The organism is Streptomyces sp. NPDC047022, from assembly GCF_040644155.1.
GTDB lineage: Bacteria > Actinomycetota > Actinomycetes > Streptomycetales > Streptomycetaceae > Streptomyces.
In genome coordinates, this window is the sequence record NZ_JBEYVV010000001.1 from 575,618 (window position 1) to 588,059 (window position 12,442).

Sequence of the window (12,442 nt, forward strand, 5' to 3'; positions counted from 1 at the left end):
TGTCGCGCAGTTCCCCGCGCCCCTGTCGGGTCATGCCGGTTCATCGTCGGCTGCCGGTGCGTTGTGGGTTTTGCGCAGTTCCCCGCGCCCCCTGTCGGGTGCGTTGTCGGCTGCCGGTGCGCCGTGGCTTGTCGCGCGGCCCCCGTGCTCCTGTCTGGCGTTCGGGTTACGCGGATGCGGCCTCGTACAGGCTCCACGCGCCGAGGCCCAGCATCAGCAGTGCCGCGATCTGCGTGATCAGCCGTAGCGGCACCTTCTTCATCAGCGCCTTGCCGCCGACGATGCCCAGGCCCGCCACCGCCCACAGGGCGAGGACCGCGCCGAGGCCCACCGACAGGGGGGCGTTGTAGCGGGCGGCGAGGTTCGCGGTCATGATCTGCGTGAGATCGCCGAACTCGGCGACCAGGATGAGCATGAACCCCGTCGTCGCCACCTTCCAGAAGCTCTGGTCCGCGGGCCGGCGGATGTCCTCGTCGTCATCGCCCTTCTTCAGGAGCAGCACGGCGGCGCCGCCGAGGAAGAGCACCCCGGTGATCCCGTGCACGATCGGCTGCGGCAGCAGGTTCAGGACGCTTCCCGCCGCGACGGCGAGCACGACGTGCAGCAGGAAGGCGGCGGCGACACCGGCGAAGACGTACGAGGCGCGGTAGCGGGTGCCGAGGACGAGTCCGGCCAGGGCCGTCTTGTCCGGCAGCTCGGCCAGGAAGACGACGCCGAAGACAAGCGCCAGGACGGTGATGCTGATCAAGGTTCCTCAATCGGTCGGGACTGCCCCACCGAGAGTGCTGTGACTGCTGCGACACCTCGGCACGGCAGCACACGGATCACCCATGCCGTCATTCCAGGCAAAGGCGTGCACTGCATGCCGAAGGTCTCGCTGGCTGATCCCTGACCCTGAGGAAGGATCCGCCTCCGGGCGCCGGCTCAGGCGGGCTGAGCAGTATGTCGACGGTCCGGCGAAGAGCTACTCCCCTTCTGCGCCGTCCATGGTACGCGCACGCCGGGCCGCTCCCCGGCGCCGGTGGGCCATGTCACACCCCTTGTCGCGTCATGTACGCGTCATTAAAGTCACACCTGGTGCACATGCGCCGGCAACCACCCCCCACGAGCATGTGCTGGCCCGCACCTCAACGCTCCTACCCCACAAGGGAGTTCGCATGTCCAAGGTCTACGCGCGTGGACGTCCCGGCACACTCGAGGCCCTTACGGGCCCCGTCGCCCCCGCCGGGCCCCTCGACAGCCCGGCCACCTCCACCCCCCTCCCGGCACCGGCCGGCGGCGCCACGGCGCGCACCCACCTCGCCCGACCCGCCTGAGTCGCATTGCGGGCCGTCGGCGGCACGCCGCCCGCGGGCGCGCGAGTCCACCGGTTCGACGACCGGCACCTCGACACAGCAGAAGCAACTCCTCCCCGCACCGCTCCCCCTCATGTCATGGTCATGACCCCACAGGAGAACCCCATGCACTCCACCGCCCGAATATCCACTGCCGCCGCTGCCGCACTCTCCCTGGCAGTCAGCGGCCTCATCCTCGGCGTCAGCGCCGGCACCGCGCAGGCCAGCACCTGCTCCCAGGCCTACCTGCCGCTGCCTGACTCGCATTGCACCCCCGGCGCCTACAACCCGGACGTGACGCAGTCGACCATCGGCTCGACGATCTGTGTCTCCGGGTGGACGAGCACTGTCCGCCCCTCCACCAGCTACACCAACGCCCTCAAGGCCAAGGGCATCACCGATTACGGCTACTCGGACACCAACATGTCCGACTACGAAGAGGACCACCTCGTGCCTCTGGAACTCGGGGGCGCCCCGAAGGATCCGGGAAACCTGTGGCCTGAGCCGCACTACGGCAGCCCGACCGCCTCCACCAAGGACGGCGTCGAGAACAAGCTCAAGAACGCCGTGTGCGATGGCCGGATCACCCTCTCGGCCGCACGCTCCGCCATCAGGACCAACTGGACCACCGCACTGCACGTCACCGGCATCGGCTGAAACAAGGCGCCGTCGGGTGTCACCCGATGCCCGGTGACACCCGACGGCGACATGGCCCGGACGAGACATCGCGTCGGCGCCGCCGCCTCATCAGCCCCCGGTGCACCTGCTGTCACACCCGCCGCGTACGCTGTACGGCTGTCGAAGGCCGCTCCTGCCGCTCCCCCGCGACATCGCGGCACGCAGTTGCCTCAAGGGGCGTCGTACGGGGAGTTCGGTTCGTGTTGGAGAGTGTGGGGTCGCTGGCCAGTGGCCCCTGGATCTACCCCGTGGTGGCCCTGTCGGTCCTGCTGGACGTGTTCCTGCCCCTGCTGCCGAGCGGGGTGCTGGTGATCACCGCCGCGACCGCGGCGGCGGCCGGCTCGACCGCGGCGCACGCGCCGGACATCCTCGGGCTCATCCTGTGCGCGGCGACCGCCTCGGTCCTCGGCGACCTTGTCGCCTACCGCCTCGCCTGGCACGGCGGCCCCCGGCTGGACCGCGCCATCGCCCGCTCACGGCGGCTGACCAGCGCGCAGGAACGTCTCGGTGCGGCACTCGCCCGCGGCGGCGGAGCCCTCGTGGTCCTCGCCCGGTTCGCGCCGGCGGGCCGCTCGGTCGTCTCATTCTGCGCGGGCGCCGCCCACCGCCGTGCCCGTGACTTCGTGCCCTGGTCGGCGCTGGCCGGCGTCGCGTGGGCCGCGTACAGCGTGGCCCTCGGCTACTTCGGCGGCCAGTGGCTGGGCGCGAACTGGCTGGCGACGGGCGTCTCCGTGGCGGCCCTGTTCGCGGCCGGGGCCGGCGCCGCCTGCCTCATGCGCCGCCCGGCGTCGCAGAAGCAGCGCCGCTGACACGGCCCCGTACCTCCAGACCGGCGAGCAACTGAGCGGTGGCCTGCGCGATCACGTCCACGGCGCGGTCGAAGACCTCGCGGTTGTGGGCGGCCGGGGCGCGGAAGCCGGACACCTTGCGCACGTACTGAAGCGCTGCGGCGCGGATCTCCTCCTCCGTGGCCTCCTCGGGCAGAACTGGCGGGCGAAGCGTCTTGATGCTGCGGCACATGCGTCCAGTCTCCCCCACCGGCCCGGGGGTACGGCATGTTCCGGGGGGAACGGCCGCGATCACCACCCGGACAACCACCGGCTCGCCCTGTCCGGCGAGGACCTGCCGACGGTGTACGTCAGCGGCGACAACGCCTCCCTCGACGCGGTCCGCACGATCGCCGACCGCCCCGGTCCGTTCGACGTGTACGCCTGCCGTGTGTACGCCTGCCGCGAATGGGCTCAACTCCAAGCATTTGCTTGGGATTTGGCAAGTCTCCCCGAGGATTGACTGAAATCTGGAGCCTTGTGATCATCTCCGAGGGCCCCGGACGGGGTACCGGGCAGACGAAGAAGAGTCGGAACGGGGGCAGGGACGGACCATGGAGAACGACGATCTCACGGTGGCGATTCTGGGGCCCGGCGGCGTCGGCGGGCTGCTGGCCGCGCGGCTGGCCGTGGCCGGGCACAGGGTGATCTGCCTGGCGGGCGACGAGACCGTACGGACGCTGCGCGGGAACGGCATCCGCGTCCGCAGCGAGCGGTACGGCGAGTTCACCGCGCGGGTGGAGGCGGAGACGGAGCTGCGCGAGCGGGCGGACGTGGTGATCGTCGCCGTCAAGCACACCGCGCTGGACGCCGCGCTGGAGCGGGTGCCGGCGGCGGCTCTGGCCGAGGGCACCCTGGTCGTACCGCTGCTGAACGGCGTGGAGCACCCGGCGGCACTGCGCGCACGCTACGGCGAGGGGCGTGTCGCGCCCGCCGTCATCCGGGTCGAGTCGACCCGTGTGGCGCCCGGGGTGATCGAGCACGACAGCCCGTTCGTGGAGATCGATCTGACCGGGGAGACGGTGGAGAGCGGCCCTCTGGACCGGTTCGCCGCGGCCCTGGAGTGGGCCGGGGTGAAGGCCCGCGTCCTGGACGGGGAGGCGGCCACCCTGTGGGCGAAGATGGCGTTCCTCGCGCCGTTCGCCCTCCTGACGACGCGGTACGGGGTGCCGCTCGGCGAGGTCCGGACCCGGCACCGCGAGGAGCTGGTGTCCCTGGTGGAGGAGACGGCGGCGGTGGGCCGGGCGAGCGGCGCGGCCACGGACGCGGAGGCGGCGATGGCCCGCTACGACGCCTTCCCGGCGGCGGCGAAGTCATCGATGCAGCGTGACGCGGAGGCCGGGCGCCCGCTCGAACTGGACGCCATCGGCGGCGCGTTGCTGCGCGCGGCCGAGCGGCACGGGGTGGAGGCGCCGGTGGCGGCAAGGCTCGTGAGGGAGTTGGGCCGTACGTCGTGAACCACCCGGGGCTCCCGGCTTTCCCGGGAGCCCCGGAAGGGGCGCCGCCGGGCCGCGTCAGTGTCTTCCCGAGCGGCGTCGACAAGGGCGCACACGGCCTGACCACCTGCCGCCGGGGTCGGACAAGCGGCGGACACGGTCAGGGCTCCGTTCGTCGGCCCGTCGAACGGTCCTTTCAGGAACCGGTGTTGTGCCGGATGACCGTCTCGGCGAAGGAGCGGGCCGAGGGGGACAGGTTCTCCCAGCGACGTACCGCCCAGCCCACGGTGAGCGGCGGCAGCGCGGGCACGGGGATGAACCGCAGTCCGGGCCGGGGGTGCGCCCGCCAGCCGGGCAGATCGGGCACGATGGCGTGTCCGACGCCGAGTTCGGCGAGCAGGATGGCGGTGTCCCAGTCGGCGACGCTGGTGTCGGAGGAGACGGCGGGTATCCCCAGCTCCGTGTAGGCGGTCTCCAGCCGGGTGCGGGAGGTGGAACCCTCGGGCAGTCCGATCAGCCGCAGACCGGCCAGATCGGCGGCCTCGGCCCGCTCCCGCCCGGCGAGTTCGTCGTCGGCGGACACGGCGAGCACCCAGGGCAGGTGCACGACGGGCCGCTGTTCGACACCGCGAGCGGGCGCGCCGAGTGTCACCCAGGCGAGGTCGAGGCCGGGTTCCTGGAGGGCGGCGAAGCAGCTGCGGCTGGAGCTCTCCGTACGGAACTCCAGACTGACCCGCGGATGCCGGCGCCTGAACTCGGCCACCGCCGGGGCCATGAAGTGCCGCACGGTGACACTTCCGGTGGCGATGCGCACCACGCCGCCATCGCCGCGGGCGATCTCAGCGAGTGTGCGCAGCGCCAGGTCGAGCCCGGACATCCCTTCCTCGGCGGCTCGTTGGAGCACGCGCCCGGCCCGGGTCGGTACCACTCCGCGTGACTGTCGCTCCACCAGGCCGACGCCCACCTCGCGTTCCAGCCGCCGCACGTGCTGGCTGACGGCCGACTGGGTGCAGCCCAGTTCCCGGGCCGCGGCGCTCAGGCTCCCGGCGTGGCAGACGGCGACGAATACGCGTAGATCATCGAGGGTCACGGGGGTCAAAGGTAGCCGCCGGACGGGGTATGCCCGCCCGGCGGTGGTGGTCCATCAGGGCTTACGGCCCCTCGGAGACGGTGCCGCTCAGATCTGGTGGGTCTTGGCCAGCAGTTCCAGGACCTCGGCGGTCGTACCCGTCTCGCCGAGGCGCGGGAAGATGCGCTCGACGCTGGCGCGGTGCGCCTCGGGGTCGCGGTCGCCCATCGCGTCGGTGGCGAGCGTGACGTTGTACCCGTGCTCGTAGGCGGCCCGCGCGGTGGACTCGACGCCGATGCTGGTGGCGATGCCGGTCAGGACGATCTGGGTGACGCCCCGTCGGCGCAGCTGGACGTCCAGGTCCGTGCCGTGGAAGGCGCCCCAGTTGCGCTTGGTGACCTGGATGTCGCCGGGGTGGCCGGACAGTTCGTCGACGATGACGTCCCAGCCCTCGGGGAAGGCGCCGCCCGGGCGCTGCTGCTCGGTGCGGCCGGGGACCGCGTCGGATCCGTCGGCCGCGAAGGAGACACGGACCAGGACGACCGGGAGGTTCCGGTTCCGGAAGGCGTCGGCGAGCTCCGCGCTGCGGGCGACCACTTCAGGACCGCTGTGGGGCTGGGTCGGCATCGCGGCGATGCCGCTCTGCAGGTCGATCACGACGAGGGCGGTGCGGGCGTCGAGGGCGGTGAGAGCCACGGGTCAGGCCTTTCGGGTGTGGGTGCGGGGTGGACGCGGGTTACCGGCTACCGGCTACCGGCTACCGGCTACCGGCTACCGGCTACGGGTGGGGATGGCACGACGGCGTCGGGCGTCACGGCTGGGTGAGCCGTTCCATGAGAGCGAGCGCCGCCAGGACCGTCTGGCGCTCCTCCTCCGTGTAACGGTCCTGGAGGGCGCGGGCCAGCCACTCCCGGCGGGCCTGCTGGTCGCCCTCGACCCGTTCGCGCCCGGCGTCGGTGAGGGCGACCAGCTGGCGGCGGCCGTCGGAGGGGTCGGGGGTGCGCATGATCAGGCCCTGCTGCTCCAGGACGGCGAGGGTGGCGGCCATCGACTGCGGGCGCACCCCCTCGGCGGACGCCAGGGCACTGGCGGTGGCCGCGCCGCCCTTGCTGATCAGGGTGAGCGCGGACACCTGGGAGGGCGTGAGCCCCTCGCTCCCGGCGACCTCCCTGAGACGGCGCCGCAGCCGGCTGAACACCACACGCACATCGCGGGCGGCTCGTGCGGCGGACTCGGAGACATCGTCAGGGTTCTGCTCCATGCCCTTCTGTTCCATGAACCCCACGCTAATTTCATCAGGTGAACCTGTCCAGTTTCACCTGAGCAGCTTGACCTGAACTTGCCCTGCGGAGAAGCGGAGAAAGGCCCCGGTCAGGGCCTGAGGTGCCTGAGAGTGAACTCGGGCAGGGCGTACGGGCCGGCCTGCGGCGCTGCCGGGTCGACCTGGGCTTCGGCTCCTGGGATGCCGTCGGCGTGGAGTTCGGCGTCGTCGACGGGCACGTAGTCCAGTACGGCCGGATCGGGGAGTTCCCAGAAGCGGCGCGTGTTGTTCGAAACCGCGTACACGGCGGCGAAGCCCGGGGACGGCGGAGCGGTCAGCGCGGCGCGGGCATAGCCGACGGCGTCGCGCGGGCTCAGCCAGGTCGCGAGATGCCTGGGCTCGGTCGGCGCCTGCTCGAAGCTGCCGATGCGCAGGCACAGCACGGACAGGCCGAACTTGTCCGCGTACAGCTGCCCCAGGGCTTCCACTGCCGCCTTGCTCACCCCGTAGAGACCGTCGGGGCGCACCGGCTCATGGGGAGCAGTGCGATGCCCGGCGGGATAGAAACCGGTCACACGGTTGCTGCCGGCCAGCACCACCCGCGCCATCCCTGCCCGGCGTGCCGCCTCCAGGACGTGGTGGGTGCCGAGCACGTTGGCTTCGAGCAGGTCGGGCAGCGGCGCCTCGTCCGGCACACCGCCGAGGTGGAGCACGCGATCGGCTCCCGCGAGGGCCGACTCCACGGCGGTCGCGTCCCGCAGGTCGACCGTCCGCACGTCCTCGTTCTCGGCCTCCGGCCGCAGGGGGACACGATCGAGCAGGATCAGCCGCTCCACCTCGCCTCGCAGCGCCTCCCGCACCACCGATCCGATGTTCCCCGCAGCTCCCGTGATCGCCGGCGTTCCGAGCCCCATGGCACTCCCCCTCATGCAGGTCTACGTACAGGTCTCCGTCAGGACCTCCGTCAGGACCCCTGTCGGGATCTCCGTCCAGCTCTGCGACTGCGACGGCCCTCGTACCCTCACACCCCTACGGCCACCGAGCCACCCCATTCCCTGCTCATCCGTTCGAGCGAACCGGCAGAAGCGACTCGCATCCGAAAATCGAACAGGCGTAGCATTGCGGTGTGGCTGCGACCCATGACTTCCCGAGTGACCTCCTCGCCGGTCAGGAGGAGCTGCATCAGGTCCGGGCGGAGCTCCTGGCCCTGTTGAAGCGCCTTCCCTGGTCGGTCGAGCCGCTGGACGGATTCAGCGATGACGCCGGCTGGCGCAAGGTGGAGCGCCCCGCGTCCCCCGGCTGGACCGAGGACGAACAGGCCGAGGTGGAAGAGCTCCGGCAGCGCGAGCGGGAGCTGGCGGTCTTCGTCTCCTGCCACCGCTTCTGGGCGGAGGTGACGGCCGAGCACACGGTCGACGCCAGGATGCACCTCAAGCGCGCGCACGGGGAACCGCCGCGGGAGGCATGAAAGGGAGGGAACGACGGGGGCAGATCAGGCGGCAGTGGTGATGGAGCCCACTTCGGCGACTCCCCCGTTCAATTTGACGCCGATGTGGCCGCTTTCACCACTGCCGACCGCCCCCGTACTTACCATCGAGCACAGACGGGACCGGCCCCGCAGTGCGGTGAACAGTCCCTCTGGCGCGATGAGTTGACCATAGTCGGCAACACACCATGCCTGTCAAGTTTGTTAGACGGGGCGTGTCGGGTAAGGGTGGACGAGGCGTCAAACCAACTAGGCGCTTCCGCTGGAGAGTAGTGAGTCAGAGACATGGGTGAGAGCACGCCTACCGACAGGGGGTTGATCGCCGAGCGACTGGACCGGCTGATCCTCTCCAGGCATCCCGACGGACAGGGTCCCGGGAGCGAACGGGAGATCGCCAGGCGCAGCCGGGAGTTCGCGCGGACGCACCCGGGGGCGCCGACCATCAGCCACCAGAGCGTGGCCAACATCCGTGACGGGGCGGTCAGGAACCCGAGCGTCGACAGCCTGCGCGCCCTGGCCAATGTGTTCGGCGTCAGACTCGGCTACTTCCTGGAGGAGGACCCGTCGGCGCCGAACGAGCAGGCCGGTACGGGCGTTTCCGCTCCGCCGGCCCGGCCGGGGCCCGCCGCCCTCGGACTCTCCACAAGGCTGAACCGCCTCTTCGAGACGATGCACCCCAGGGAGCGCGGCGCGTACACCTCGCGCGAGGTGGCCGACGCCATCGCCGTGCGGGGCGGGAAGATCACCGAGGACCAGATCGAGCGGCTGCGCAGCGGGACCTGGGATCCCACCAGCTATGAGCAGTTCGAAGCGGTCGCCGCGTTCTTCGGTGTGCCGGTGGCGTACTTCGTGGACGACGAGGTCGCCTCGCGGGTCGCCGTGGATCTCGACCTCGTGGACGCGCTCAAGGCCCAGGGAGTCGGTACGCGCCAGATCGCCCTGCGGGCGGTCGCCGATCTCGACGAGGAGGCCCTGGAAGCCCTGGTGCCAGTGATCCAGCACCTGAGGCAGGCGAGCAAGCGGCAGCGGATGTAAGGCCGTTGACGCACCGCGACGGGCAGGGGCGTACGGCCGTGCCGAGGAGGCACCGAGGCGGCGGGGAAGGCCCCGGCGCCCCATCGGGGTGCAAACCCTTAAAGTACGATCTTCTGACTTGTTCGGGCTTCCGGCGCCGCCACCCGGGACCGACGCGCCGAGCGGTGGGGGGAACGCACGACGTGATCTTTCTGTTATGGCAGTGGGCAGCAGACCACCCAGGAAGAGCGAAGATGAACGACAGGGAGCTGCGCCGCTACTGCGGCGACCTGGTGAGGCAGCTCAACCTTCCGAAACCGTTCACCATCAACGCACTTGTCGACCAGTTGGAAGAGCGCCGCGGCCGGCTCATCTCCCTCGTGCCGATGCCGCTGCCCCCCGATCGGGGCCCCTGCGGGCTGTGGGTCGCCACCCCCGAAGTGGATTACATCGTCTACCAGGCGGACACCGGCAAGGCCCACCAAGGCCACATCGTCCTTCACGAGATCGGCCACATGATCTGCGATCACAAGTCGACTCCCGCCGAGGAGAGTGAGGTCTCCCGGCTCCTCCTCCCGAACATCGATCCCACTATGGTCCGCGTCGTCCTCGGCCGTACCTCCTACGACCGGGGCGAGGAGAAGGCCGCCGAACTGATCGCCTCCCTCATCCCGCTCCGGGCCGGCGGCACGGTCCCCCAGCCGGAGTCCCCCCGCCCTCCCCACTCCCCGCACACGGCGGCCCTGGTCAGTCACCTGGAACGCTCGCTCGAACGCGGCCGCTCCCCACGGAGGGCATAGTCATGCTGTTCGTCGTCGTCTACGGAGTGCTCTCGGTGATCACCTGGAGTGCCTTCGTCTTCAAGGTGCGAGACCTGGCCCGCGACTGGCGCAACAAGGAACTCCAGCTGCTGTGCCTGGCGATCAGCACGTTCGCCGCACCCTTCTTCTTCGCCATGCCCCCGGTCTACGCACGCGTCGACGCGCTGCTCGGCCGCTCCAACATCGCCACGCTCATCATCTACACCTCCGTGGCGATCTGCCTCGCATCGTTCCTCGCCCTCCTCGTCAGCTGGTCATCCGCGCAGTACGCGATCCGGCTCCGGCACCGGCTCATCGTCGGATACGGCCTCGCCACGATCGCGGCCATGGCTGTCCTCTTCTTCCTCGGCGCGGCTGACGACGCGGAACACCCCGTCGACTTCGACGTCCACTACGCCGACACCCCGTACATCTCCGAATTCCTCCTCGTCTACCAGTGCCTGTTCACCGTCAGCATGGTCGGCCTCGTCCGCATGTGCTGGCGCTACTCCACGATCGTGGCGGGGCCCTGGCTGCGGCGCGGCCTGCGGGTCATCACCGCGGGAGCGCTCGCGGGCCTCGGCTACTCCCTGCCCAAAGCGGTCTCCTTGATCTGGGACCTGCTCGGAACCTTCCCGTTCGACTCCATCAACACCGTTGTCGCTCCCATGGCCGCGAGCGTCTCGGCCGCCTTGTTCGCGATCGGCTTCACCATGCCGGTGTGGGGTGTCCGCATCAGCGCCGCCGCGGCGTGGATGCACCGCTACCGCGCCTTCCGGCGCCGTCAGCCCCTCTGGGATGCGATCACCCAGGCCTTTCCGGAGATCGTCCTCGTCCCGCCGCCGGACTCCCGCGTCGAGCTCGTCCGCGAACTCGACTTCTTCCTGGGCCGCCAGGTGATCGAGATACTCGACGGCGAGATGCGGCTGCGCGCCCAGTACGACAGCGGTATCGGCGAACTGGCCCAGGACGTCTGCGCCGCCCACCGGATCACCGGCGTGCGGGCCGAAGCCCTCGAGGACGCCCTGCAGATCGCCGCGGCCCTGCGCGCGCACGCCGTCGGCCGCGACACACACCCCGGGCAGCGGACACAGGTGCACGACACCACCGACGGCAACCTCGACCAGGAGGCGGCGCGCCTCGTACGAGTCGCCGAAGCCCTCCGCTCCCCGCTCGTACCGGCCGCACTCGCACGCCTCGCATCCGCTTCCGCTCAGGGGGGTACCCGGCCATGACGTTGTTCGACGACGCGTTCATCGAAGCCCCCGTCGCCGCCTATGCCCGGCTGCGTGAAGCGGGCGCCGTCCACCGGACCACCACCCCCGACGGCCAGCCGGTGTGGGTCATCACCCGCTACGCCGAGGCCCGCGCCGCCCTCGCCGACTCCCGGCTGTCCCTCAACAAGGCGAACGCGAAGATCAGCGGCGCCTACCAGTCGTCCATGCCGCCCGAACTCGACGCCCACCTGCTCAACATGGACCCGCCCGACCACACCCGCCTGCGCCGCCTGGTCGCACAGGTCTTCACCCCGCGGCGCGTCGAGGCCCTCCGTGACCGCATCCGGGCCATGGCGGACGATCTCCTCGACGCGGCCATGACCGGCCCGCGCACGGATCTCGTACGGGCCCTCGCCGTCCCCCTCCCCATCGAGGTCATCTGCGAACTGCTCGGCATCCCCGACAAGGACCGCCATGACTTCAAGGCGTGGACGGACACCTTCTGGTCCCCCTCACCCGACTCGTCGAAGCACTCACGCACGGCGATGCGGCAGATGCACCAGGTCCTGACCGGGATCATCCAGGACAAACGCCGACGGCCGGCCGACGACCTGCTGTCCGCCCTCACCAGGACCCGTGACGAACAAGGGACCCTCACGGAAGCGGAGTTGGTGGCCCTCGTCTTCCTCATCCTGTACGCCGGATACGACAACGCCGTCCATCTCATCGGCACCACGGCACTCGGCCTGCTGCTCCAGCCGCGCCTGATGGAGGACGTCCGCGACGGCACCGTCCCGATCCGCGCGGTGATCGAGGAGACCCTGCGCTGGAACCCACCGTTCACTCTCGCCGTGCGCCGGTTCGCCCTGGAGGACATCACAGTCGGCGACACCGTCATCCCGGCCGGAGGACGCGTCTGGATCGCCCTCGCTTCGGCGAACAGGGACGAGCGCGAGTTCCCCTCGCCCGACACCTTCGACCCCGGCAGGACGCCCGCCCATCTGGCGTTCGGCCAGGGCATCCACTACTGCCTCGGCGCACCGCTCGCACGACTGGAGACGGAGATCGCCATCCAGGCCCTCCTCGACCGCTTCCCCGCGTTGGAACTCGCCGTACCCGCAGACGAACTGACGTGGTGGCCGAGCCACCACAAACGCGGGCTGAACAGCCTTCCCGTACGGACGCACTCCCAGTAGGGAGGACAAAGGCCCGGCCGGGGTCGGGGCGGCGCGTCCCACACGCTCGGGCCGATTCACGGGAATGCACCTGCGTCTCCGGCGCACCGGCAACACACCCTGGCCGCGACCGGTGGCGCACCAC

The 12,442-nt window shown here is 70.6% G+C and carries 15 protein-coding genes and 1 pseudogene; 10 read left to right on the forward strand and 6 right to left on the reverse strand.

Features of this window, described 5'->3' with window-relative positions; translation table 11 throughout:
- Positions 1-166: 166 nt before the first annotated feature.
- Positions 167-748 (reverse strand): TMEM165/GDT1 family protein, encoded by a 582-nt coding sequence (locus ABZ845_RS02590; RefSeq protein ID WP_360972092.1) that lies wholly within the window; start codon positions 746-748, stop codon positions 167-169.
- A 409-nt stretch (positions 749-1,157) separates the two neighbouring features.
- Here ABZ845_RS02590 and ABZ845_RS02595 point away from each other — a divergent pair, with 409 nt between their 5' ends.
- From ABZ845_RS02595 to ABZ845_RS02605, 3 genes are all read left to right on the forward strand, one after another.
- On the forward strand, positions 1,158-1,316 hold the full coding sequence (locus tag ABZ845_RS02595; protein ID WP_360972094.1) for a hypothetical protein: 159 nt from the start codon (positions 1,158-1,160) through the stop codon (positions 1,314-1,316).
- A gap of 144 nt (positions 1,317-1,460) precedes the next feature.
- Positions 1,461-1,991: a hypothetical protein gene (locus ABZ845_RS02600; protein WP_360972096.1), complete on the forward strand. Its 531-nt coding sequence runs from the start codon at positions 1,461-1,463 to the stop codon at positions 1,989-1,991.
- Positions 1,992-2,212: 221 nt separating this feature from the next.
- Positions 2,213-2,821, forward strand: a complete 609-nt coding sequence (locus ABZ845_RS02605; RefSeq protein WP_360972097.1) for a VTT domain-containing protein — start codon at positions 2,213-2,215, stop codon at positions 2,819-2,821.
- On the opposite strand, the gene ABZ845_RS02610 is transcribed toward ABZ845_RS02605, so the two are convergent.
- Positions 2,784-3,032 (reverse strand): DUF2277 domain-containing protein, encoded by a 249-nt coding sequence (locus ABZ845_RS02610; RefSeq protein ID WP_360972099.1) that lies wholly within the window; start codon positions 3,030-3,032, stop codon positions 2,784-2,786. The two genes, ABZ845_RS02605 and ABZ845_RS02610, sit on opposite strands and share 38 nt — an antisense overlap.
- 87 nt (positions 3,033-3,119) lie before the next feature.
- Here ABZ845_RS02610 and ABZ845_RS02615 point away from each other — a divergent pair.
- Both ABZ845_RS02615 and ABZ845_RS02620 read left to right on the forward strand, forming a co-directional pair.
- A pseudogene (locus tag ABZ845_RS02615) lies at positions 3,120-3,215 on the forward strand (MBL fold metallo-hydrolase); the annotation flags it as partial.
- A gap of 178 nt (positions 3,216-3,393) precedes the next feature.
- A complete protein-coding gene (locus ABZ845_RS02620) occupies positions 3,394-4,296 on the forward strand; it encodes a 2-dehydropantoate 2-reductase (RefSeq protein ID WP_360972101.1) in 903 nt (300 codons plus the stop codon).
- A 175-nt stretch (positions 4,297-4,471) separates the two neighbouring features.
- Here ABZ845_RS02620 and ABZ845_RS02625 read toward each other — a convergent pair whose 3' ends face one another.
- From ABZ845_RS02625 to ABZ845_RS02640, 4 genes are all read right to left on the reverse strand, one after another.
- Positions 4,472-5,365 carry a LysR family transcriptional regulator gene (locus ABZ845_RS02625; protein ID WP_360972103.1) on the reverse strand — a complete coding sequence of 298 codons (894 nt, stop codon included), beginning with the start codon at positions 5,363-5,365 and terminating at the stop codon, positions 4,472-4,474.
- A gap of 87 nt (positions 5,366-5,452) precedes the next feature.
- A complete protein-coding gene (locus ABZ845_RS02630; RefSeq protein WP_360972105.1) occupies positions 5,453-6,040 on the reverse strand; it encodes a hydrolase in 588 nt (195 codons plus the stop codon).
- 115 nt (positions 6,041-6,155) lie between these two features.
- The gene (locus ABZ845_RS02635) at positions 6,156-6,620 is read right to left on the reverse strand and encodes a MarR family transcriptional regulator (protein ID WP_360972107.1); all 465 of its coding nucleotides are present in this window, start codon (positions 6,618-6,620) and stop codon (positions 6,156-6,158) included.
- 95 nt (positions 6,621-6,715) lie between these two features.
- On the reverse strand, positions 6,716-7,519 hold the full coding sequence (locus tag ABZ845_RS02640) for an NAD(P)-dependent oxidoreductase (RefSeq protein ID WP_360972109.1): 804 nt from the start codon (positions 7,517-7,519) through the stop codon (positions 6,716-6,718).
- 212 nt (positions 7,520-7,731) lie between these two features.
- On the opposite strand from ABZ845_RS02640, the gene ABZ845_RS02645 reads away from it, so the two are divergent.
- The 5 genes from ABZ845_RS02645 (at position 7,732) to ABZ845_RS02665 (ending at position 12,318) form a co-directional block, all read left to right on the forward strand.
- Positions 7,732-8,073 carry a hypothetical protein gene (locus ABZ845_RS02645; protein WP_360972111.1) on the forward strand — a complete coding sequence of 114 codons (342 nt, stop codon included), beginning with the start codon at positions 7,732-7,734 and terminating at the stop codon, positions 8,071-8,073.
- A 303-nt stretch (positions 8,074-8,376) separates the two neighbouring features.
- Positions 8,377-9,126, forward strand: a complete 750-nt coding sequence (locus ABZ845_RS02650) for a hypothetical protein (RefSeq protein WP_360972113.1) — start codon at positions 8,377-8,379, stop codon at positions 9,124-9,126.
- Between the two features lie 233 nt (positions 9,127-9,359).
- A complete protein-coding gene (locus ABZ845_RS02655; protein ID WP_360972115.1) occupies positions 9,360-9,905 on the forward strand; it encodes a hypothetical protein in 546 nt (181 codons plus the stop codon).
- A gap of 2 nt (positions 9,906-9,907) precedes the next feature.
- On the forward strand, positions 9,908-11,140 hold the full coding sequence (locus ABZ845_RS02660) for an MAB_1171c family putative transporter (protein ID WP_360972117.1): 1,233 nt from the start codon (positions 9,908-9,910) through the stop codon (positions 11,138-11,140).
- Positions 11,137-12,318, forward strand: coding sequence for a cytochrome P450 (locus ABZ845_RS02665; RefSeq protein ID WP_360972119.1), 1,182 nt, complete (start codon positions 11,137-11,139; stop codon positions 12,316-12,318). Before ABZ845_RS02660 ends, ABZ845_RS02665 begins: the two co-directional genes overlap by 4 nt.
- The last annotated feature ends 124 nt before the right edge of the window (positions 12,319-12,442 follow it).